This window comes from Rhodobacter sp. JA431, assembly GCF_900217725.1.
GTDB classification, from domain to species: Bacteria; Pseudomonadota; Alphaproteobacteria; order Rhodobacterales; family Rhodobacteraceae; genus Rhodobacter; species Rhodobacter aestuarii.
Map to the genome: position 1 here is coordinate 792,412 of NZ_OBMP01000001.1, position 22,160 is coordinate 814,571.

General features: G+C 60.1%; 21 protein-coding genes. 6 read left to right on the forward strand and 15 right to left on the reverse strand.

Annotation, left to right across the window (positions count from 1 at the left end):
- Positions 1-32 precede the first annotated feature (32 nt).
- The gene (locus tag CRO18_RS03535; RefSeq protein ID WP_097081065.1) at positions 33-1,130 is read right to left on the reverse strand and encodes a Hint domain-containing protein; all 1,098 of its coding nucleotides are present in this window, start codon (positions 1,128-1,130) and stop codon (positions 33-35) included.
- 2 nt (positions 1,131-1,132) lie between these two features.
- Positions 1,133-2,695, reverse strand: a complete 1,563-nt coding sequence (locus CRO18_RS03540; protein ID WP_097081066.1) for a Hint domain-containing protein — start codon at positions 2,693-2,695, stop codon at positions 1,133-1,135.
- A 272-nt stretch (positions 2,696-2,967) separates the two neighbouring features.
- Here CRO18_RS03540 and dapE point away from each other — a divergent pair, with 272 nt between their 5' ends.
- Entirely contained in the window at positions 2,968-4,107 is a 1,140-nt protein-coding gene (gene dapE, locus CRO18_RS03545) for a succinyl-diaminopimelate desuccinylase (protein WP_097081112.1), read from the forward strand.
- On the forward strand, positions 4,104-4,520 hold the full coding sequence (locus CRO18_RS03550) for a GNAT family N-acetyltransferase (RefSeq protein ID WP_097081067.1): 417 nt from the start codon (positions 4,104-4,106) through the stop codon (positions 4,518-4,520). Before dapE ends, CRO18_RS03550 begins: the two co-directional genes overlap by 4 nt.
- Here CRO18_RS03550 and CRO18_RS03555 read toward each other — a convergent pair.
- From CRO18_RS03555 to CRO18_RS03585, 7 genes are read right to left on the reverse strand one after another with little or no spacing between them, the layout of a single operon-like run.
- Complete coding sequence (locus CRO18_RS03555; RefSeq protein ID WP_249275980.1) at positions 4,517-5,377, reverse strand: lysophospholipid acyltransferase family protein; 861 nt, start codon at positions 5,375-5,377, stop codon at positions 4,517-4,519. The two genes, CRO18_RS03550 and CRO18_RS03555, sit on opposite strands and share 4 nt — an antisense overlap.
- Before the next feature lie 22 nt (positions 5,378-5,399).
- Complete coding sequence (locus tag CRO18_RS03560; RefSeq protein WP_076485072.1) at positions 5,400-5,672, reverse strand: HPr family phosphocarrier protein; 273 nt, start codon at positions 5,670-5,672, stop codon at positions 5,400-5,402.
- The gene (locus tag CRO18_RS03565) at positions 5,669-6,070 is read right to left on the reverse strand and encodes a PTS sugar transporter subunit IIA (protein WP_076485071.1); all 402 of its coding nucleotides are present in this window, start codon (positions 6,068-6,070) and stop codon (positions 5,669-5,671) included. Before CRO18_RS03565 ends, CRO18_RS03560 begins: the two co-directional genes overlap by 4 nt.
- On the reverse strand, positions 6,067-6,981 hold the full coding sequence (gene rapZ / locus CRO18_RS03570; protein ID WP_249275981.1) for an RNase adapter RapZ: 915 nt from the start codon (positions 6,979-6,981) through the stop codon (positions 6,067-6,069). The genes CRO18_RS03565 and rapZ overlap by 4 nt, the downstream gene beginning before the upstream one ends.
- The gene (locus CRO18_RS03575) at positions 6,978-7,406 is read right to left on the reverse strand and encodes an HPr kinase/phosphorylase (protein ID WP_097081070.1); all 429 of its coding nucleotides are present in this window, start codon (positions 7,404-7,406) and stop codon (positions 6,978-6,980) included. Before CRO18_RS03575 ends, rapZ begins: the two co-directional genes overlap by 4 nt.
- Positions 7,407-7,409: 3 nt before the next feature.
- On the reverse strand, positions 7,410-9,113 hold the full coding sequence (locus tag CRO18_RS03580) for a stimulus-sensing domain-containing protein (RefSeq protein WP_249275982.1): 1,704 nt from the start codon (positions 9,111-9,113) through the stop codon (positions 7,410-7,412).
- Between the two features lie 35 nt (positions 9,114-9,148).
- Complete coding sequence (locus CRO18_RS03585) at positions 9,149-9,850, reverse strand: response regulator transcription factor (protein WP_076485069.1); 702 nt, start codon at positions 9,848-9,850, stop codon at positions 9,149-9,151.
- Between the two features lie 338 nt (positions 9,851-10,188).
- Between CRO18_RS03585 and CRO18_RS03590 the strand changes: the two genes are divergently transcribed.
- Complete coding sequence (locus CRO18_RS03590) at positions 10,189-11,787, forward strand: phosphoenolpyruvate carboxykinase (protein ID WP_076485068.1); 1,599 nt, start codon at positions 10,189-10,191, stop codon at positions 11,785-11,787.
- A gap of 46 nt (positions 11,788-11,833) precedes the next feature.
- Here the strand turns inward: CRO18_RS03590 and rnr are convergent, their stop codons facing one another.
- Entirely contained in the window at positions 11,834-14,089 is a 2,256-nt protein-coding gene (rnr, locus tag CRO18_RS03595; RefSeq protein WP_097081072.1) for a ribonuclease R, read from the reverse strand.
- A gap of 41 nt (positions 14,090-14,130) precedes the next feature.
- Positions 14,131-15,006: a 3-hydroxybutyryl-CoA dehydrogenase gene (locus CRO18_RS03600; RefSeq protein WP_097081073.1), complete on the reverse strand. Its 876-nt coding sequence runs from the start codon at positions 15,004-15,006 to the stop codon at positions 14,131-14,133.
- A gap of 151 nt (positions 15,007-15,157) precedes the next feature.
- On the opposite strand from CRO18_RS03600, the gene CRO18_RS03605 reads away from it, so the two are divergent.
- Positions 15,158-15,979 carry a DUF6473 family protein gene (locus tag CRO18_RS03605; protein ID WP_076485065.1) on the forward strand — a complete coding sequence of 274 codons (822 nt, stop codon included), beginning with the start codon at positions 15,158-15,160 and terminating at the stop codon, positions 15,977-15,979.
- 53 nt (positions 15,980-16,032) lie between these two features.
- On the opposite strand, the gene CRO18_RS03610 is transcribed toward CRO18_RS03605, so the two are convergent.
- From CRO18_RS03610 to CRO18_RS03625, 4 genes are all read right to left on the reverse strand, one after another.
- Complete coding sequence (locus tag CRO18_RS03610; RefSeq protein ID WP_076485064.1) at positions 16,033-16,959, reverse strand: electron transfer flavoprotein subunit alpha/FixB family protein; 927 nt, start codon at positions 16,957-16,959, stop codon at positions 16,033-16,035.
- On the reverse strand, positions 16,959-17,717 hold the full coding sequence (locus CRO18_RS03615) for an electron transfer flavoprotein subunit beta/FixA family protein (RefSeq protein ID WP_076485063.1): 759 nt from the start codon (positions 17,715-17,717) through the stop codon (positions 16,959-16,961). The genes CRO18_RS03610 and CRO18_RS03615 overlap by 1 nt, the downstream gene beginning before the upstream one ends.
- 165 nt (positions 17,718-17,882) lie before the next feature.
- Positions 17,883-18,722, reverse strand: coding sequence for an SDR family NAD(P)-dependent oxidoreductase (locus tag CRO18_RS03620; protein ID WP_097081074.1), 840 nt, complete (start codon positions 18,720-18,722; stop codon positions 17,883-17,885).
- An 85-nt stretch (positions 18,723-18,807) separates the two neighbouring features.
- A complete protein-coding gene (locus CRO18_RS03625; RefSeq protein ID WP_083952146.1) occupies positions 18,808-19,305 on the reverse strand; it encodes an SH3 domain-containing protein in 498 nt (165 codons plus the stop codon).
- 170 nt (positions 19,306-19,475) lie between these two features.
- Between CRO18_RS03625 and parC the strand changes: the two genes are divergently transcribed.
- Positions 19,476-21,734, forward strand: a complete 2,259-nt coding sequence (gene parC, locus CRO18_RS03630) for a DNA topoisomerase IV subunit A (protein WP_097081075.1) — start codon at positions 19,476-19,478, stop codon at positions 21,732-21,734.
- 331 nt (positions 21,735-22,065) lie between these two features.
- On the forward strand, positions 22,066-22,160 hold a 95-nt coding region (locus CRO18_RS03635; RefSeq protein WP_018590913.1), incomplete at its 3' end, for a GTP-binding protein.

Genomic DNA, 22,160 nt, shown 5'->3' on the forward strand with positions numbered 1-22,160 from the left:
TCAAAGACCGAATGTGTCGCGTCCGATTTTGCTCAGGCGGCAACCGGGCCATCGCGGCGGCGACGCTCTGCCGCCAAAGCTTGGGCTTCGTAAGTGCGCAAAACCCGCCGCGCGGCAGCCCCATGCAACGGCAACTCCGAGCCCAAATCGGCCAAGGCGGTGGTGCGCGCCAGTGCGGGCGTGCGTGCAAGCCGCCCAAGGCTCAGGCTTTCGATCAAGCAGCCATCGGCACTCAAAAGATGGTGCCCCTCAAGCAAAATTCCGTGCCAATTCAAAACACAAGGTCGGTCAGGTTGCTGCGCGCTAACGCCATCCACCAAATGCTGCGCGCCGATCAAAACCTCATCCTCGCCAAAAAGGTAATCCACCGCCGCGCCTCCCAAGGCCACACGATGGCGCGGCCATAACCACAAATCCCGCGTGGCTCCAAAGAACGGCGCACAAAGCCGCACCGGACGTAAGGCGCCAAGCGCAGGCAAGGAAACACGCCCAGACCACAAAACCTTTTGCGGCCCAGCATCCGCGGTCTCGACCCAATCTCCGGCTTGCAAACTGGCGGCGGGGCGTTCGCCTTTCGGCGTCGCAATCGGTGTTGCAGGTGCAAAACAAGCCCCGGGCCCGACGGGCTGAACATGATCGCCAAGCGCCAACCACTCGACCCGCGGCCCAAGTTGCGTGCCATCTCGCGCTGCCGCTAAAGCCGCCAAATCCGCGCGCGGCATTGCCAGTGGATCATGACCAAGCTTTTGGCGCAGGCTCCCACCATCCACCGCCTCTAAGCTGAGACGGCTGAGGCCCTTCTCACAGTCCCAACTCCACGTCACCCGCATGCGCCCGCCCGCTTGACAGGCGCTTGAGACATCGAGCGAGAGCGCATGCACCGCGTCGCCTTGACGCTGTACAAGGCTTAGATGCCCCTCCCCATCAAGTGCGAGCGAGAAAAACCGCAGCCAGCCTTCACGCGAACCAAGGTGCACAAGCCCTAAAGGCCCTACCTCCCCCTGCATCAGGGTGAATTCCAACATCAGGCTGCCACGCGAAAGCTGCGCACCAAGACCCGGTTCGGCGAAACTCACCGCACCGCGGCTTGGCAAATGCGCCGCAAACCAGCCCACGTCCCGCTGCGCCATGCTCAGGCGACCATCCGCTGCAGCACCTGTGCCTCATAACTGCGCAGCATACGCCGCGCCGCCGGGCCATAGCCTTCACCCGTAGCCGGGTCGAGGTCGGGGAAGAGAGTTTGGATCTCTTGCTGCGCCTCGCTCTCCATCCCGCCCATGACTTGAGGGCCGGGCAGAAAGCTCTCGGTCGCCAGACCTTCTGAGAAGACGATGTGATGGCGGTCGAACAGGATATGGACATACTCCACAAAACCGCCCTCGCGCACCGTGACTTGCCGGCCATCGACCAAATCCTTGGCCGCGACCAAAACCTCCGACTCGCCAAACATCAACTCGGCCACTGGATCGCGCACCAACACCCGATGCTGCGGCGAGAAAAGAACATCACGCGCCGCGCCATAGGCACCCTTGGCAAAGCGGATCGGGGCAAAGGCCCCCGCAGCGGCAACCCGCGTGCGCCCCACCCAGCACAAAGGCTGCGGCCCGGCATCTTGCGTTTCCACAAGGTCGCCCGGCATCAAAGCCTCGACCGCGCGCAGCCCATTGGGCGTCGCGATTAATGTCCCTGCAACGAAACAAGGCACCACATTGACAGAAACCATACCCACATCGGTGTGACCCGAGGTAGAGGCAATCTCATAGGTGAAGTTGACGCTTTCTTCGCCCACGTCGCTGGTGACCTGTAGCGTGCCATCGGCGTTCAGCGTGACGGTTTCGCCCGACGCAAGCTGAACCATATCGCCCGCACTGACCTCCACCCCATTGATATGGGTGATCGTGAGCGTTCCGGTGGTGCCATTGATGTCATTGCTCAAAACATCCAGCGTGCGGCTGCCATTCTCGCCAAGCGTGATCTCATCATCGGCAGCGATCAGCACCGTCTGCACAGAATTCGCCGCAATCAGGAGGTTCGAGTCATAGCTCGAGTCGCTCACATCCGCGATACCGATGCGTAGGCTGTTCACCTGCCCCGGGATAACTTTGAACGTCACAGACATGGTGACGGTGAACCCGTCCATCTCGGTGTTGTAGTCATCTCCGGTGTTGGAAATGTAGAGGTTCTCGTTATTGGTGCCGTTCACCCCGTTGACCGAGGCGTTCAGCTCCACATCAACCGAACTGCCATTCACCCAAAGCCCGACCACGTCGTTATAAATCGAATTGACGTATTCGGGATATTCTTCCGAGGCGAAGGTGAAGCTGATCGTCATCACATCGCTGTCGGGCACGAATGTCACATCTAGATAGGCCGCATCATAGGTGCGCGTGCCCGCCAAAGCGTTGAAGCCGGAGTTATTATCCTGCCCCCAAGTGTTGGTGGAGGTGTTGGAATAGCGGTTCGGATCGCCATTGCGCTGAGTAAAATCCGACACGTTCCCGGTCGACAGGATCACGCCCGTATCGCTTGGTGTCGTCTCTGGCGCGCGGGAATCACCGTAATAGTAAACCGCTGCGGATGAGGATGCGCCGGTGTAGCTGGCCGAAACCACGCTCACCCCATCGCCAAAGATCGTTTGCGCCATCTGCGTTGCCGACGCAGAGGTATTGTATCCAAGCTCGCGCCCGGTTGCCATGTCCTGCCCTCGCCTAGAGGGCAGAGCAACAAATGCTCCGCTCCGGCAATTTGCCGGTCCGTCCGTGGCCATTCGGCCTTTTCATTGGGGGCTTTTGCCCTGCTCGTGTTGCCCTGCCTCGGGTCGTTTATTGCTTATACGTTAGGATAGTTTTGGACTGATTCAAAACAGAAATTTCCGGCCATTCTCGGAGGTTGCGCCAAAGCAACACCGCGCGCGCGTTGCGCCTTGCCCGCAGCCCGGCTAAGGCTTGCATGAAACAGGAGCTTGCCATGACCACCGACCCGATAGCGCTCACCGCCGATCTGATCCGCTGCCCCTCTGTCACGCCCGAAGAAGGCGGCGCATTGGTGCTCTTGGAAAAGCTGCTGAGCGACGCCGGGTTTGCCTGTACGCGGGTGGATCGTGGCGGTGTGCCAAACCTCTTCGCCCGCTGGGGCGAGAGGGGCGCCAAGACCTTTGGCTTCAATGGTCACACCGATGTGGTCCCGGTCGGCGATGCGGCGGCGTGGACGCATGATCCCTTTTGCGGGGACATTGTCGATGGCGTGCTTTGGGGGCGCGGCGCAACCGATATGAAATCGGGCGTCGGCGCATTTGCCGCCGCAGCCGTGGATTTTGTCCGCGAAACGCCGCCCGAGGGCGCGATTGTGCTGGCGATCACTGGCGATGAAGAAGGGCCGGGCCACGATGGCACGCGCGCGCTTTTGGATTGGATGGTCGCTGAGGGCGAGGCGATGTCAGTCTGCCTCGTGGGCGAACCCACCTGCCCCGAAATCTTGGGCCAGATGATGAAAATTGGCCGCCGCGGTTCGATGACCTTTTACATTGAAGCCGAGGGGGTGCAGGGCCATTCCGCCTATCCGCATCGCGCCAAAAACCCGCTGCATGCGCTGGTGGATCTGCTGGGGCAGATGACCGCCAAACCGCTTGATGAAGGGACAGAGCATTTTGAACCCTCGACCCTGCAAATCACCACGATTGATTGCGGCAACCCGGCCAATAACGTGATCCCGGCAAAAGCGCGGGCCACGGTGAACATCCGCTTCAACGATGCGCATTCCTCGGCCACGATCAGCGCGTGGGCCAACGGACTGGTGGAAGGGGTTGAGGCCGCAAGCGGGGTGAAATTCACCCTAAGCACCGAGGTTTCTGGCGAAAGCTTCCTGACCCCGCCGGGCGAATTTGTGGCGCTGGTCGCGCGTGCGGTTGAGGCCGAAACGGGCGTGACGCCGGAGCTTTCCACCTCGGGCGGCACCTCCGATGCGCGCTTTGTCAAAGACCATTGCCCGGTGCTAGAATTTGGCCTTGTGGGCAAGACCATGCACCAAGTGGACGAGCGCATTGAGGTTGAGCAAATCACCGCGCTGAAAAGCATCTACACCCGCATCTTGCGCGATTACTTCGCATGAAGATCATCGAGACAAGCGATCTGACGGCCCCCCATGCGCTGCGCCGTCAGGTGTTCATTGAAGAACAGGGCATTGCCGAGGCCGAGGAATGGGATGACCTTGATGGTGAGGCCATCCACCTTCTGGCGCTCGAAGGGGATGCGCCGATGGGCACCGCACGGCTGTTTGTGACTGGCGATCTGGGCAAGATCGGGCGCGTTTGCGTGGCCATGCCCGCGCGCGGCACGGGGCTTGGTAAGCTTCTGATCTTAGAAGGTTGTGAACGGTTGCGCGCGGCAGGCTGCGCCCGCGTGCAACTCGGCGCGCAGGTGCAAGCGATGGGCTTTTACGAAAAGCTTGGTTTTGTGGCCTTTGGCCCAGTTTATGACGATGCGGGCATTCCGCATCGCGATATGGAGCGGGTGCTGGCTTAGTTGCGCAAGGCCAGCGTTTCTGCGCGCAGATCGGCCAAGAACTGACGCGGATTCTTCAGCGCGGCGGCGATATCTTCGGCCGATTTGGCATGACCAACCACCGGATGCTGCGGCTTGTTGAGCGCGCGACGGATTTCATAAAGCAACAAGCCTTGCCGCAAAGTCGGGCTTAGCTTGTTCGCAATTTGATAAAGCCGCGAGTTCTTGCCCGGGAAATGGATCGGCAAGACCGATGCGCCCGAACGCGCCAGCATTTTCGCGGTGAATGGGTTCCATTCACCCTCAATCGCCGGGCCGAAATAGGTCTTCGAATGCGCCACTGCCCCCGCAGGAAAGAGCACAATCACGCCCCCCGCCTTCAGCGTAGACATGCATTCCGCCCGCATTTTCAGGCTTTCTTCTTGCGCATTGGGCTCATGCGGGAAGGGCACCGGCAGCATGAATTCAGCGATTTCCGGAATGCCCGTCAAAAGCGACCGAGTCAGGATTTTATAATCCGTGCGCACTTGGCCAATCAGATAGGCCAGCACCATCCCGTCCACCAAGCCATGCGGGTGGTTCGCCACCACCACAAGCGGGCCCTCTTTCGGGATGCGGGCAATCTGCTCGGGCGGCGTTGTGACATTGATCCCCATGATCTCAAGCGCTTGCGGCCAAAACGGCTGCCCAAAGGGCGCGCCACGACGCTCAAACTTACGGATCAGGCTAAGCAATTTCAGCTTTGCCGTGGCCCATTCAATGGCGCGGATTGTGCCCGCCTTCCACGGATTGGTGAAGGTGCCCGCATAGGACAGACGCCCCTTGTCATAGGGTTTCTGTTCTATCTGCTCTGCGCTGACGCGCCCATCTGCGTTCACACTGAACCTCTTGCCTTGCGGCTTACATTTCTTCGCCGAAGCGGTCGGCCACCAAGGCCTCCAGCGCATCGGACAGTTCTTCGGCCTGCGCCCCAAAGGTGGTGACCTCAATCGAGGTGCCACGCGACGCGGCCAGCATCAACAGCCCCATGATCGAATCGCCAGAAACTTTCATGCCGTCTTTTTCCACCTCGGCGCGGGCATCATGATCTTCGACCACTTCCACAAATCGCGCCGAAGCCCGCGCATGCAGGCCCTTTTCATTGACGATCTTCAAAACCTTCGAGACGCTCACTTCCCCGCGACTCCGCCCGTCGAATAGCAATTGATATATTTGCGCCCAGCATCCAGCGAGGCTTCCACCGCCGCATGCACGCCAAGACTGCGCGATTTCGCCAATTTGATCAGAAGCGGTAGGTTCGCGCCATAGATGATTTCGCGCCCCCCCGCCTCGCAGGCCATCAGGCTCAGGTTCGAGGGCGAGCCACCAAACATATCGGTGACCACCACCACACCTTGCCCCGCATCCACCGCGTCAGCGGCAGCGCGAATTTCGGCTTGCTTGGCGCTGCGGTCGTGATCGTCTTCAATGGTGATCGCGCGGATACCCTCTTGCGGGCCCACAACATGCTCAACCGCCGCAAGATATTCTCGCGCCAGCCCACCATGTGCCACGATCACGATCCCGATCACGCGCCTTTTGCCCCTTTCTGTGCGGGCTGCGTTTGTGCCCGCCGCTCCAATTCCCTGTGCCGTTTAGACACTTGCCAGCCAGCCTGTGCAAGGGCCTTGCAGACCGCTTCGGTCATAACAACAGAACGGTGTTGCCCACCGGTACAACCGAACCCAACCGCAAGATGAGCCTTGCCTTCCTCCAGATGTGCTGGAAGTTGAAATAACAGTAGGTCGCGCACGCGCGAAAAGAACTCTTCATAGCGCGGATCGCCCATCACATGCGCGGCAACAGGCGCATCAAGCCCGGTGAGCGGGCGCAGATCAGGCACCCAATGCGGATTGTTCAGGAAGCGGCAGTCGAACATCATATCGAGCCCGCGCGGCGTGCCGCGTTTGTAGCTGAAACTCTGCACCGAAATCGCAAGGCGCGCGATCTCGCCCATATCAAACCAACGCGCCACTTCGGCGCGCAATTCATGCGGGCTAAGCGCCGAGGTATCGACCAACACATCCGCCCGCATCCGAATGGGTTCAAGCAGATCAAGCTCTTGCTCGATCCCGGCCACCGGCTGCGCTTCGGGTGAAAGCGGATGGCGGCGCCGCGTCTCTGAATAGCGGCGGATCAGCGCCTCTGCGGAGGCATCCAAGTAAAGCACTTCGAGCCGCAACTGCGGCGCACGGGTCAGACGGTCGATCAATTCAATCAGCGCAGCTGCCGAGAAATCGCGGTTTCCCACATCAATGCCCAGCGCCATCGGGCGCGGCAGGGGACCATCAATCAATCGCGAGACGAGGCTGAGCGGGAGGTTGTTGATCGCTTCATAGCCCATATCTTCCATGGCAGCGATCGCGGTTGTGCGGCCTGCGCCCGAAGGGCCGGTGACAATCACCAGCCGTGTCGGCGCCCCGGTTCCCGCGCTGTGCGTCACATTTCTCTCCCGGCCTTCAGCCATTGCCAGATGACCGCCTCAAGATGACCATGTTGCAAGCGCAGCACAAGGGGCAGGGTGACACCACAAAAGGCAATCTCACGTGAAGGGGGAAGCCGCTCCGTTTCCTCCTGCCCCAGATCGACAGCCAGCGTGATTTTGGCAACAGGCAATGCATCCGCCCGCAAGATGCCCGCGCCACGCGCCTCGATCAGCCCTGAAAGGGTATCGGGACAGCGTGCAAAAAGCGCACCGTCTTCGGCACTCAAGATGACCCGATCATCGGCCACCAGATGCGCCCCGAAGGCCATCAAGCGTAGCGCAAGACTCGATTTGCCGGTCCCAGACGGCCCAAGGATCAAAACGCCCGCATCCGGATGACGCGCAACGACGGTGGCATGAACCCTATCCGTCGCGCCGCGCATCGCTTAGACCGGGAGGCCGACCACGAAACGGGCGCCCAGCGGCTCAGAGGTGATATCGGCATCGGTCGGACGGATGTTTTCGGCCCAGATCACGCCGCCATGTGCCTCGACGATCTGCTTGGAGATCGCGAGCCCAAGGCCCGAATGATCCCCAAACTGGCCCTCGGGCCTTTGCGAATAGAACCGTTTGAAGACCTTGGTCAGCGCTTCTTCGGGAATGCCCGGCCCGGTGTCCTCCACCACAACAAGCACCCGATTTTCGCGCTTGCGCGCCCAAACGCGGACCGCATCGCCGTCTTCGCAGAAGCTGATCGCATTGGTGATCAGGTTCACAAAGACCTGCGCCAAGCGCGCCTCTAGCCCGGTGATAAAGATCGGCTCTTTCGGCAGATCGGTGATAAATTCGACGCCGTTGTCGGCCGCTTGGCCACCCAAATATTCGCCAAGGTTCATCACCATTTTCATCAGATCGAAGCGTTCTTCTTCTTCCTTCACCAACTCACTATCGAGCCGCGAGGCGTTGGAAATATCGCTCACCAAACGGTCGAGCCGCTTCACATCGTGGTCGATCACTTCCAAAAGCCGGACACGCTGATCTTCGCGTTTCACGACATAAAGCGAGGCCACGGCAGAGCGCAGGCTGGCCAGCGGGTTCTTGATCTCATGGGCCACGTCGGCGGCGAATTGTTCATTCGCGTCGATCCGGTCGTAAAGCGCTGCCACCATACCGCGCAGCGCCCCAGAGAGACGACCAATCTCATCCGGCCGCGCCGTCAGGTCTGGAATGCGCACCCGACCCGGCGAAACCTTGCGGGAGTTTTTATCCCTCCCGATCTCGGCGGCGGCAGCCAAATCCGAAAGCGGATTGGCAATCGTAGAGGCCAGAACGAGCGAGAGCCCAATCGAAACGATGATCGCAATCACGAACATCTGCAGCACTTGCTCGCGCTCAACCCGCACCAATTGGTCAATCTCGCCTGCGGCAGAGGTCATTGCCATCGTGCCCACGAGCCGCTCATTTTGATAAAGCCCAGTCGCGACCGAGAAAATCGTCGCGCCCGACGGATCGCGACTTGTCGAAATCACTGTTTGATCGGCCCGCACTTGGGGCGCCAATTGTTCGGCGATTTCGCGGGTATTGACCGGCTGCGTCGCCTCATGGTCGCGGCGCACAAAAGAGGCCACCCAGTCCCAGCCTCGGTTCAACAGATCCGTCAGCATGGTGGAGCGGGTGTCGATACCGAGCCCCGCGACAGGTTCCCGGTCATCCGTGCCCACGACCGAGGAATCCGCGATCAAGTTCCCAGCGGCGTCGAACACATAGATCGTTGCGCCGGGAGGCAACTCAATCCCGCGCATTGCCTCAATCACGTCAATCCCGTCGCCCGCAGCAAGGTTGACGGGCGCGGCGGTGGGCATATGCGCCTCGAACACATCGGCAACCAGTTCCGCCTCGCTCACGATCGCGCTTTCGCGCTGGAACACGAGGCTGTCACGGAACGGGTTGAGGTAAAGCACCCCTGCCACCATCACCACCATGGCAAGCAGGTTGAAGGTAATGATCTTCCGCGCCAGCGGCGAATGGTTCAGCGAGATAAAACTACGCCGCCTGCGCCCCTTGGCCAGATCTGCATCGACCGCGCTCGTCGGGCCGACCCAATCCTCACCAAGGACCACATCCGTTTCGGATTTCGCAGGGCGTCGCATCTCCGACCGTCCAAACCCTATGCGCTCGGCCAGTGTCATTCTTCGTTGTAACGATAGCCGATACCGTAAAGCGTTTCGATAGCGGTGAAATCATCATCGGCGGCACGCATCTTTTTGCGCAGGCGTTTGATGTGGCTATCAATCGTGCGGTCATCGACATAGACCTGATCGTCATAGGCCACATCCATCAGCTGATCGCGGCTTTTCACAAAGCCCGGACGCTGTGCCAGCGCTTGCAGCAAAAGGAATTCGGTCACCGTCAAGGTGACTTCCTTTCCTTTCCACGTCACCGAATGGCGCAGCGGATCCATCGTCAAAGACCCGCGCACGATCACCTTGGTTTCCTCGGTGGTCGGCACTTCGCCGGTGGAAATCGCTTCTTGGCGCCGCAAAAGCGCGCGAATGCGCTCCACCAAGAGCCGCTGGCTGAAGGGCTTCTTGACATAGTCGTCAGCGCCCATGCGCAGGCCGAGCACTTCGTCAATCTCGTCATCTTTAGAGGTGAGGAAAATCACCGGCATTGAGGTCTTCTGGCGCAGCCGTTGCAGCAGCTCCATCCCATCCATCCGGGGCATCTTGATATCCAGCACAGCCATATCGGGCAGACGCTTATTAAAAGCGTCAAGCGCGGCCTGCCCGTCATTATAGGTCTCGACCTCGTAACCTTCCGCTTCCAAAGTCATTGAAACGGAAGTTAGAATGTTCCGGTCATCATCGACCAGTGCGATCCTCGACATGTGCTGCACCCTCATGACGTCGTTTTAGTTTTATCTTTGATCGTCATTGTCTCTTTTCCATGCAACGGAATCAACTCCGATGTGCGAATCGGAGCCCGTGACGGAATCAGTTGAGGTTAAAAAAGCGAAGGTTTGACTAATATGTCTCACCTCATGACATTGATTGCGCTAAATCTTGGGTGTTTGCGCTAGCTGTGACAAAGGCTTCTGTTCTTTTGCAAAGGCAGCATGCTATAGCGCATGTGTCCGCAATATTCTTGCGCGGATCGGCATCCCTACGTAACGGATGCCGGGAGGAATCACTGCGCCGCAGCGTATTGCGGCAACGGGAGCGAAAAATGACCATCGGACGCGTGAACCCAGCCAAACGCCTGGAAGATCAGGGCATTACTGGTCTCGGCAATGTCTATTACAACCTGCTGGAGCCCGCGCTGATCGAGGAGGCAATCAAGCGCGGTGAAGGCAAGCTTGGCAAAGGCGGCGCTTTCTATTGCTCCACGGGTGCACATACGGGCCGCTCGCCCAAAGACAAACATGTTGTGCGTACCCCCGATGTTGAAGACACGATCTGGTGGGAAAACAACAAGCCCATGGAAGCCGACAAGTTCGACGTGCTGCACGCCGACATGCTCGAGCACATGAAGGGCAAAGATTACTTCGTTGAAGACCTTTATGGTGGCGCCGACCCGGAACACCGCCTTTACGTGCGGATGGTGACCGAGCTCGCCTGGCACAGCCTCTTCATGCGCACCATGCTGCGCCGCCCCGAGCGCGAAGAGCTCGACACCTTCGCCCCCGATTGGACGATCGTGAACTGCCCGAGCTTCAAAGCCGACCCGGAGCGCCATGGCTGCCGCACCGAAACGGTGATCGCGCTGAACTTCGCGAAGAAAACCATTCTGATCGCGAACACCGCTTACGCCGGTGAAAACAAAAAAGGCGTGTTCACGCTGCTCAACTACATTCTGCCGGGCGAAGGTATCATGGCGATGCACTGCTCGGCCAACCACGCCATCGGCAACCCCGATGACTCGGCGGTGTTCTTTGGCCTGTCGGGCACCGGTAAAACCACGCTGTCGGCGGACCCGTCGCGCGTGCTGATCGGTGATGACGAGCATGGCTGGTCGGACAACGGCATCTTCAACTTTGAAGGTGGCTGCTACGCGAAAACGATCAACCTGTCGAAAGAAGCCGAGCCGGATATCTACAACACCTGCTCGATGTTCGGCACCGTGGTCGAAAACATGGTCTATGACGAAGAAACGCTGGAGCTTGACTTCACCGACAGCTCGCTGACCGAAAACATGCGCTGCGCCTATCCGCTGCATTACATCAACAATGCCTCGGACACCGCTTTGGGTGGCCAGCCGAAAAACGTGATCATGCTCACCTGCGACGCCTATGGCGTTCTGCCGCCGATCGCGCGGCTGACCCCGGCGCAAGCGATGTATCACTTCCTCTCGGGCTTCACCTCGAAGACCCCGGGCACCGAAGTGGGCGTGACCGAGCCGATCCCGACGTTTTCGACCTGCTTCGGCGCGCCCTTCATGCCGCGCCGCCCGGAGGTTTACGGCAAACTGCTCGCCGAGCGGATCGCGAAAACCGGTGCGTCGTGCTGGCTGGTGAACACCGGTTGGACCGGCGGCGCCTTCGGCGTGGGCAAACGGATGCCGATCAAGGCGACCCGTGCGCTTTTGACCGGCGCGCTGGATGGCTCGCTCAACAATGCCGAATTCCGCAAAGATCCGAACTTCGGCTTTGACGTGCCGGTGGCGGTGCATGACGTGGACACCACGCTGCTTGACCCGCGCGCGACTTGGACCGATGGCGCGGCTTACGACGCCCAAGCGCAAAAACTGGTCGAAATGTTCTCTGAGAACTTCGCCCAATATGTGCCCTACGTCGATGACGAAGTGAAAGCCGTCGCAATCGGCTAAGGCCAAGATCAGATAAGCGAAGGGCCGGGATTTCCCGGCCCTTTTGCTATTTGCGCGTGCGCTTCACCTTGCGAGCGACAGCGCGTTTCTTGGCTTTGAGCGCGCCTTGCTTGCGCCCGTGTTTAAACGGCCTGCGCGCGCCTTTGCCACCACCGGGCAAGCTGGCGCCATCCAGCTCCAACAGCTCAAGCTCAAGCCCGCCGGTAATCGGGATCGCCTCGGCCAGCCGCACCACGACGCGCTGCCCAATGCCAATCACCGTGCCGGTATCAGCCCCCACAAGCTGCTGCGCCTCGCGGTCATAATGGAAGAACTCGCGCCCGACCGAGCGGATCGGGATCAGCCCATCCGCCCCGGTGTCATCGAGCTTCACGAAGGCACCGAATTTCTGCACGCCGGAAATTCGTCCAGTCAGCTCGCTGCCGACCCGGTCACTGAGATAGGCGGCCAAATACCGGTCGGTCGTGTCGCGCTCAGCGGTCATCGAGCGACGCTCGGTATCGGAGATATGCTGCCCGGTTTCGTCGAGCGTTTCGATATCCGCTTGGCTCAACCCGTCCTTGCCCCAGCCATGCCCGGCAATCAGCGCGCGATGCACGATCAGGTCGGAATAGCGCCGAATGGGCGAGGTGAAATGCGCGTAAGACCGCAGCGCCAAACCAAAGTGCCCCAGATTCTGCGGCGCGTAGTAGGCTTGGGTCATCGAGCGTAAGGTCGAGATATTGATCAACTCATCGAACTCGCTGCCCTCTGCCGCCTCCAAAAGCCGGTTGAGATGCGCGGTTTTGAGCACCTGCCCCTTGGCCAAATTGAAGCCCGAAGCCTGCGCCACTTCGCGCAAGGCCTCGATCTTATCCGCTGGCGGCTCTTCATGGACGCGATACAAAAGCGGCTTGCGCAAGCGCTCCAGTTCCTCAGCGGCGGCGACATTGGCGAGCACCATGAACTCTTCAATCAGGCGGTGCGCGTCGAGTCGTTCCTTGAACTTGATCGACGCAACCTTGCCCGCCGCATCAATCACAATCTGCCGTTCGGGCAGATCCAGTTCCAACGGCTGGCGGATCGCGCGCGCGCGTTTGAGCGCACCGTAGCAGGCGTAAATTGGCGCGATGATATCGTCCACCAAGGGCGCGGTCTTCTCATCAGAGCGGCCTTCACGGGCGTTTTGCACCTGCGCATATTCCAGCGAGGCAACCGAACGGATCATACCCCGCGTGAAGCGATGCGAGATTTTGCGGCCATCGGACCCGATCTTCATCTGCACCGCCAGCACCGCGCGCGGCACGTTTTCATGGAGCGAGCACAAATCGCCCGAAAGGCGGTCCGGCAGCATCGGCACAACGCGGTCGGGGAAATAGGTGGAGTTGCCCCGGTTGCGCGCCTCACGGTCCAGCGCCGAGCCGGGGCGGACGTAATGCGCCACATCGGCAATCGCCACCCAAAGAATATGCCCGCCTTCATTCGCCGGATCTTCATCGGGCAACACAAGGCACGCGTCATCGCGGTCGCGCGCATCTGCCGGGTCAATGGTAACGAACGGCAAATCGGTCAGATCTTCGCGTTTGCCCAGTTCGGCGGGCGTTGCCGCATCGGCCTCGGCCACCACATCATCGGGGAAATCATCGGGGATGCCGTGCTGGTGAATCGCAATCAGCGAAACCGCGCGCGGCGCGCTTGGGTCGCCCAGCCGTTCGATGATCCGTGCCCGCGGCAGGCCCATCCGACCCTTCGGCCCGGTTTGTTCTGCCTCGACCAATTCACCGTCTTTGGCCTCGCCCGCAGCACCTGCCGGGACGATCCATTCCTTCATATCGCCTTTGTCGATCGGCGTGATCCGCCCGCCCTCGGCCCCTTTGCGGAAAATGCCGACAACGCGGTGGCTCGCCACGCCGATTTTGCGGATGATGCGCGCCTCATAGCCCTCGGCCCCTTTGGCGATGCGCCCCAAAACCCGGTCGCCAGCCCCAATTGCAGGGTCATCGCGGCGCAAATGCATCAAGATGCGCGGCGGCTCGCCCGCGCCGCCCCATTCCATCGGCCGCGCCCAAAGATCGCCCGCCGCATCGGGGGGGAGCACTTCAAGCACCGTCACCGGCGGCAGGCTGTCGCTGTCATGGTAATGGCGTTTGCGGCGCTGGATCTTTCCCTCCGCCGCCAACTCTTTCAAAAGCCGTTTCAACTCGATCTTCGCGGTGCCCTTGAGGCCAAAGGCTTTGGCCAAATCGCGCTTTGCCCCGTGATCGGGGTTATCGGCGAGCCAAGCGAGGATCTGTTCTTTGGTGGGGATGGGGTTGTGTGTCATGGCCCTGCCTAGCACGCGCAAGCAGGGCCGTTAAGTCACGATCAGCGCGTCGGCACCGGGGTTTCGCCACGATAATCGTAGAAACCACGCCCGGTCTTGCGGCCAAGCCAGCCCGCTTCGACATATTTGGTAAGCAGCGGGCAGGGGCGATATTTCGTATCGGCCAGCCCGTCATGCAGCACGTTCATAATGGCCAAGCAGGTATCGAGCCCGATGAAATCGGCCAGTTCCAGCGGCCCCATCGGGTGGTTGGCCCCAAGTTTCAGCGCCATATCGATGGATTTCACGTTCCCCACGCCTTCGTAAAGCGTGTAGACCGCCTCGTTGATCATCGGCACCAGCACCCGGTTCACGATAAACGCAGGGAAATCTTCGGCCGAGGCCGAGGTTTTGCCCAAGGTCTCAATCACCCCCAGGAGCGTTTTAAAGGTCGCTTCATCCGTGGCGATGCCCCGGATCAACTCGACCAGTTGCATCACCGGCACCGGGTTCATGAAGTGCACGCCGATGAACTTTTCCGGCCGGTCGGTGCGCGAGGCGAGCCGGGTGATCGAGATCGAGGACGTGTTGGTCGCCAAAATGGTTTCGGGCTTCAGATGCGGCAGCAAGCTGTCAAAGATGCCCTGTTTGACCGATTCGCGTTCGGTCGCGGCTTCAATCACCAGATCGGTCTGGCCAAGCTCGCTGATGTCGAGCGTGGTGCGAATGCGCGCCAGCGCTTCATCCCGCGCCTCGGCAGTGATTTTCTCGCGGCTCACCTGACGGTCAAGGTTTTTGCGGACCGTGGCCATCGCCTTTTCAAGGCTTTCCGGGGCCACATCGCTGAGGATAACGCCATAGCCCGAAAGCGCGAAAACATGGGCGATACCGTTGCCCATCTGCCCGGCGCCGACAACGCCAACGGTTTCAATCGTCATGATTGCTCCTCCTTCGGATTGGAAAAACCCTAAGCCCGATGCTGCACTGCGGCAAGTCCTATTCTAATAGTGTCAATTTTCCCTTTAGCTCTTTCGCAAGGCTTTCGAGCCACCCTGCCTGTGGGTGAGTCGAAAATCTGAGGTGGGATGAATGGCCTTCGAATATGCGGGCAGTGGTGCCCTTGACTATTTTCCATGCCGTTATGGCAAATCTAAACTGTTGTTCCGGGGGCCGCGCCGCGATCTGACAAAACCTTTCGTGGGGGCATTGGGCGGCACCGAGACCTATGGCAAGTTCATTGCCGATCCGTGGCCGGCGCTTTTGGAAGACCGGTTGGAATTTCCGGTGGTGAACTTCGGCTATCTTAATGCCGGGATTGATGTATTTTACAGCGAGCCGCAAATTCCTGAAATTGCGAAATCCTCGAACCTGACGATCATTCAGCTTCTGGGCGCGCCGAATATGTCGAACCGCTTCTACGCCGTGCACCCGCGCCGCAATGATCGGTTCTTGCGGGCGTCCAACCTAATGCGCGCGGTTTTTGACGATGTCGATTTCACCGAGTTCAACTTTACCCGGCACATGCTGACCTCTTTGCAGGAATTCGCGCCGGATCGGTTTGACACGTTGGTGACCGAATTGCGCACCGCTTGGATCGCGCGGATGCGCGGGCTTTTGGAGAAAGTGACCGGGCCGAAGCTGCTTTTGTGGGTGGCAGACTACCATGCCCCGCTTGAAAGCGACCCGCTTGGGCCGGAACCGCTTTTGGTGAGCAAAGACATGGTGGCAGAAATTGCGCCGCTCGCCGATGGACTGGTGAAGGTGAACCCGTCAACCATGGCGCGCTCCACCGGAACGGTGGGCATGCATTTTGCACCGCTTGAAGAACCCGCGGCGAACACGATGCCCGGCCCGATCGTACATCAGGAAATTGCCGAAGCATTGGCGCCAGAAGTCCGCAAATACATCTGAAAAACAAAAAAGCCCCGCCGATTTGGCGGGGCTTTTCCATTCGAGAAAGGCGATCAGAGCTTTTCGGTCAGTTCCGGAACGGCGGCGAACAGGTCCGCCACAAGGCCGTAATCGGCAACTTGGAAGATCGGCGCTTCTTCGTCTTTGTTGATCGCGACGATGACCTTGGAATCTTTCATCCCGGCAAGGTGCTGAATCGCCCCGGAGATGCCAACGGCCACATAAAGGTCCGGCGCAACGACTTTGCCGGTTTGACCCACTTGCCAATCGTTCGGCGCAAAGCCCGAATCGACAGCGGCACGCGAGGCCCCAACGGCAGCGCCAAGTTTGTCGGCCAGCTTTTCGATCAGCGCGAAATCTTCTTCCGAGCCAACGCCACGGCCGCCCGAAACAACGATCTTCGCCGAGGTCAGCTCGGGGCGATCAGATTCGGCCACCTTGTCTTCGATCCAGCTCGACAGGCCCTTGTCGCCCGCCGCCGCCACGGCTTCCACCGCAGCCGAACCTCCAGCACCGGTCGCTTCAAACGAAGCGGTCCGAACGGTGGCGATTTTCACCGAATCCGCCGATTTCACGGTTTGGATCGCGTTGCCAGCATAGATCGGGCGCTCAAACGTGTCCGCGTCGACAACACCGGTGATGTCCGAAAGGACCATCACGTCGAGCATCGCAGCGATGCGCGGCAGGGCGTTTTTGGCCGAGGCGGTCGAGGGCGCCACGATATGGGTGTAGCCCGAGGCAAGCGAAACAACCAAATCGGCGAGCGGTTCGGCCAGACCATGCGCATAGGCGGCATCGTCTGCGGTCAGCACTTTTTCGACGCCATCCAGCGCGGCCGCAGCGGCAGCCGCATCGGCAATGCCCGCACCGGCCACAAGCACCGTCACCGGACCCATTTGCTTGGCGGCGGTCAGCGCTTTGGCGGTCGCATCGGTGGCAAGCGCAGCACCATGCAGTTCAGCAATAAGGAGAACGGCCATCAGAGCACCCCCGCGTCTTTGAGTTTGCCGACGAGTTCATCGACCGAGCCCACGGTGATCCCGGCAGCGCGGCCAGCCGGCTCCGAGGTTTTCACAACGGTCAGGCGCGGCGTCACATCAACGCCGTAATCGGCCGCGGTTTTCTCGTCGAGCTGTTTTTTCTTCGCTTTCATGATGTTGGGCAGCGAAGCATAGCGCGGCTCGTTCAACCGCAGGTCCGCCGTCACAACGGCCGGCAGCTTGACCGAGATCGTTTGCAGACCGCCGTCCACCTCACGGGTGACTTTCAGCGATTCCCCTTCGACGGTGACGTCAGAGGCAAAGGTCGCTTGGCTCCAGCCCAGAAGCGCCGAGAGCATTTGGCCCGTGGCGTTCATGTCATTGTCGATCGCTTGTTTGCCCGCGATGATCATGCCGGGTTGCTCTTCTTCAGCAACTTTCGCGAGGATTTTGGCCACCGCGAGCGGCTCGATATCGGTGTGAACGTCATCGGCGGCGACCACGAGGATCGCGCGATCCGCGCCCATCGCCAGCGCCGTGCGCAGCGTTTCTTGCGCCTGTTTCACGCCGACAGAAACCACGACGATCTCAGAGACCGCGCCCTTTTCTTTCAGACGGATCGCCTCTTCGACGGCGATTTCGTCGAAGGGGTTCATCGACATTTTCACATTCGCCAGATCGACCCCGCTGCCATCCGCTTTCACACGGACTTTCACGTTATAGTCGATCACGCGCTTCACAGGCACGAGGACCTTCATCTGCGGTGTCTCCCTAGTTTATTTCGCCACCCCGGGCGGGGCGGATTCCCGTTTCGGCAATTTTGTTACAATGCGACCGCAGCGAAAGACAGATGAAAAACGACCCCCTGCTGTGTCGCTACGTCACGTCGCGGAAACTGTTTGCGCTAAAAGCACCCCGATGCCTCAGGCTTTCGCAAACAGCCAGTCTTGCACCCGCAGGGGTAGAATGCGCCGCGCCACCGCCGCGAGATAGGTCGCATTGGTGACGTAATAATGCGATTTCGGCCGCTCATCCGTCAGCGCACGGATCAGTTTTTCGGTCACCGCAGAACAGGGCAACTCAAAGGTGTCGGGCTTGTTTGGCGGGTTGTAGAGGCGCTTGAGCAGCGAGGTTTCATATTGCTCTCGCCGGGCCGAGGCTTTCCAATCCACCCAGCGCTCAAAATGCGGAATCGAATTGACCCGAATCTTGGTCGGGATCGGGCCGGGGTTGAGCGAGATGATGTGGATGCCCGTGTCGCGCATTTCGCGGCGCAACACATCCGTGAGCCCCTCCAGCGCAAACTTACTGGCAACATAGGCCCCGCGCCAGCGAATGCCGATCAACCCAAGAACAGAAGAACATTGAACAATTCGCCCTTCGCCATTTTCACCCTGCGCGCGCATCACCTTGATGGCGCGTGTTGTCAAATCATGCAGGCCAAAAAGGTTGGTCTCAAAAACTTCGCGCAGCGCATCGGCGGGCAGGTCTTCGACCGCGCCGGGGCAGGCAAAAGCGGCGTTGTTGTAAACCGCATCCAACCGCCCGCGCCCGCGCGCCAAAGCCTCGTTAAAGCCTGCCTCAATTGAACTCGGGTCGGCCATATCCAACTGGAACGAGGTCAGCCCCTCGCCGCGCAGCCGTTCGCAATCTTCCTCACGCCGACAGGTGGCGAAAACCTTCCAACCCGCTTTGTGCAGCCCATGCGCTGCATCATAACCAATGCCCGACGAACAGCCGGTGATCAGGATCGTCTTTGCCATGCTGCGCCCCTTCGGATTTAGCCACCCCCACGGGATAGGCGAAGGCCCGTTTTCGGGCAACAGCCTTGGCGCGCCAGCGCGCGCCTTAAGACGCTGGCCGAAGCAGTCGTTTCGCCATCCAGCCGTCGATGCCATCGCCCTCAACGCGCACATGCACCCAGCCATTGCCCGGATCAGCGACCACCAAAACCTCTTCGTTACGGCTTAGGCTTCCCACCACCGGATGCGATGTGCCCTGCCCGCCCCGCACATTAGCGCGGCTGGCTTGCACGGCATAAATGCGCGGGCTCGCCGGGGTAACAACGTCATCTTTGACACGGTATTCGGGCGCAGGCCGCAAGGCGGGGCCCGGCATCGGCACCAAGCGCGCAGGCACAACACGCGGCTCGGGCGTTTCGCGCACGACGGCTTGCATTAGCAAATCATCGGTCAAGATCGCAGTATCGGCTCTGGCCAAAAGGCTCGGCCTCGCCTGTGCAGCATCAGGTTGCGCCGCAGCCAATTTCGCGGCCTCGTCTGGTCGCCCCAGCAAAACCAAGACGAAATAAAGAAGAACGAGCGTAAAAAAAGACATTCGGATCATGATACCCTCCCCCAAGGGACCCACTCACATAAAGATTACCATACTCTGTCCAACATGTCGCACCCAGCCGAGTCAACCGCCGCGTTAACCATTTTGTTGCCTTTGCGCACATTCGATAGCTGCGACTTTTCGTGCTGGACCGGCGCGCGGTCCCGAATTACACGGCTCTCATGAGCAGCGACGACGATATTCCGCCCCATTCGACCCATGCAGAGCCGCTGGTGCGCGCCATTGGCGAGCGCTATCTGACCTATGCGCTGTCCACCATTATGCACCGCGCGCTGCCCGATGCGCGCGACGGGCTTAAGCCCGTGCATCGGCGCATTCTGTTTGCGATGCGGGAATTGCGGCTCGCCTCCAATGGCGGCTTCCGGAAATCGGCGAAGATTTCGGGCGATGTGATGGGGAACTATCACCCCCACGGCGACGCCGCGATTTACGACGCCATGGCGCGGCTCGCACAAGATTTTGCGATGCGCTATCCGCTCGTCGATGGCCAAGGCAACTACGGCAATATTGACGGCGATGGCCCGGCGGCCAGCCGGTATACCGAGGCGCGGATGGCCCCGCCAGCCGAGTCTTTGCTTGAGGGCTTGGCCGAAGACGCGGTCGATTTCCGCCCCAACTATGACGGCACGCTGACCGAACCCGTCGTGCTGCCCGCCGCCTTCCCGAACCTGCTCGCCAATGGCGCCTCGGGCATCGCGGTCGGCATGGCCACCAACATTCCGCCACACAACCTCGATGAATTGGTCGAGGGGTGCTTGGCAATGATCCGCGACCCGGACACCACCGATGAAGCGCTGGTAGACCTGATCCCCGGGCCCGACTTCCCGACCGGTGGCGTGATCGTGGAACCCAAGGCGAATATCCTTGAAGCCTATCGCACGGGGCGCGGCGCGTTCCGGCTGCGCGCCCGTTGGGAGGTCGAAGACCTTGGCCGCGGCCAATGGCAGATCGTTGTCACCGAAATCCCTTATCAGGTGCAAAAGGCCAAGCTGATTGAACGGCTGGCCGAGTTGATCGAGACGAAAAAGGTCCCCGCCCTTGCCGATGTGCGCGATGAAAGCGCCGAGGATGTTCGGATTGTGCTGGAGCCCCGCGCCCGCACCGTGGAAGCCAGCCAGTTGATGGGCATGCTGTTCCGCAACTCAGAACTGGAGATTCGCTTCTCGCTCAACATGAACGTGTTGATCGACGGGCGTGTGCCGAAAGTGTGCAGCCTCAAGGAAGTGCTGCGCGCCTTCCTTGATCACCGCCGCGATGTGCTGTGCCGCCGCTCGCGCCACCGGCTCGAAAAGATCGCCAATCGGCTTGAGGTGCTCGAAGGCTATATCATCGCCTTCCTGAACCTTGATCGGGTGATTGAGATCATCCGCACCGAAGATGACCCTAAGGCAAGCTTGATCGCCGAAAATTGGGCGACGGATGCAGGCCCGCCCGTGAATCTGACCGAGGTGCAGGCCGAAGCTATCTTGAACATGCGCCTGCGCAGCCTGCGCAAGCTTGAAGAACTGGAATTGCGCGCCGAGCGCGATGCGCTCCTGAAAGAGCAAGAGGGGCTAGAGGCGCTTCTGGCCTCCGAAAAAGCGCAATGGAAAAAGATTTCGTCTGAGCTGAACGAGGTCCGCAAAGCCTATGGCAAAAGCACCAAAGCAGGTTCCCGACGGACCGATTTTGCCGAAGCGGGCGAAGTGGCCGAAGTGCCGATCGAAGCGATGATCGAACGCGAGCCCATCACCGTGATCCTCTCAAAAATGGGGTGGGTTCGGGCGATGAAAGGCCACCAACCGCTCGACGCCGAGGTGAAGTTCAAAGATGGCGACGGGCTGGCCTTTGCGCTGCATGCCGAGACCACGGATCGGATTGTTCTGATGGGTTCGAACGGGCGCGCGTGGACGCTTTTGGGCGCCAACTTGCCCGGTGGGCGCGGTATGGGCGAACCAGTGCGGTTGATGCTGGATTTGCCCAATGAGGTGGAAATCACCCATGTGCTGTTGCCCAAAGCGGGGCAGAAATACCTGCTCGCCTCCTCCGATGGCGATGGCTTCGTGGTGCCGGGCGAAGAGATGATCGCCTCCACCAGAACCGGCAAGCAGGTGCTCAACATGGCCGAAGGCGCACGCACGCAGGTGTGCCGCTTGGTCTCGGGCGATACGGTCGCCTGCGTCGGGCAAAACCGCAAAATGCTGGTCTTTGCGCTTTCCGAACTGCCCGAAATGGCGCGCGGCAAAGGCGTGCGATTGCAAAAATACAAAGACGGTGGCCTGAGCGATGCGATCACCTTCGCATTGGCCGAGGGGCTGAGCTGGAAAGATCCGGCAGGCCGCACCCGGACCGAACCGGACCTTGCTGAATGGCAAGCCAAACGTGCGAGTGCAGGCAGGATGGCCCCGCGCGGCTTCCCGCGCGACAACCGCTTCACCTGAGTGGACGGGCGCTCACGCGCCCTCCCACAGCATCCCACCCCATCCAAAGCTGTGCCTTGGGTGGAGCGACTGCACGCGTGAGAATCCCTTTTCGTTGCGAAAAACAGAGCCCCGTTTTTTGCGACGTTTCTGTCACAAATATCGGCGCGCCTTCGATGCCGGAAACACTCTCGCGCAAAATGGCTCTGCGCCCGTATTCCAAAGGGAATTTTTCGCCTTTCGTCGCAGCATGAACCCACGAACCGGGCTTGATTTTTCTGCGTTTCAGCAATAGGGAACGCGCCATGTCACATTGGGCCGACGCCGGCCCCCGAACCAGAGGCGCCCGGAAATGGCAAAGGCAAAGTTTGAACGGAACAAACCGCACGTCAACATCGGCACGATCGGTCACGTTGACCACGGCAAGACGACGCTGACGGCTGCGAT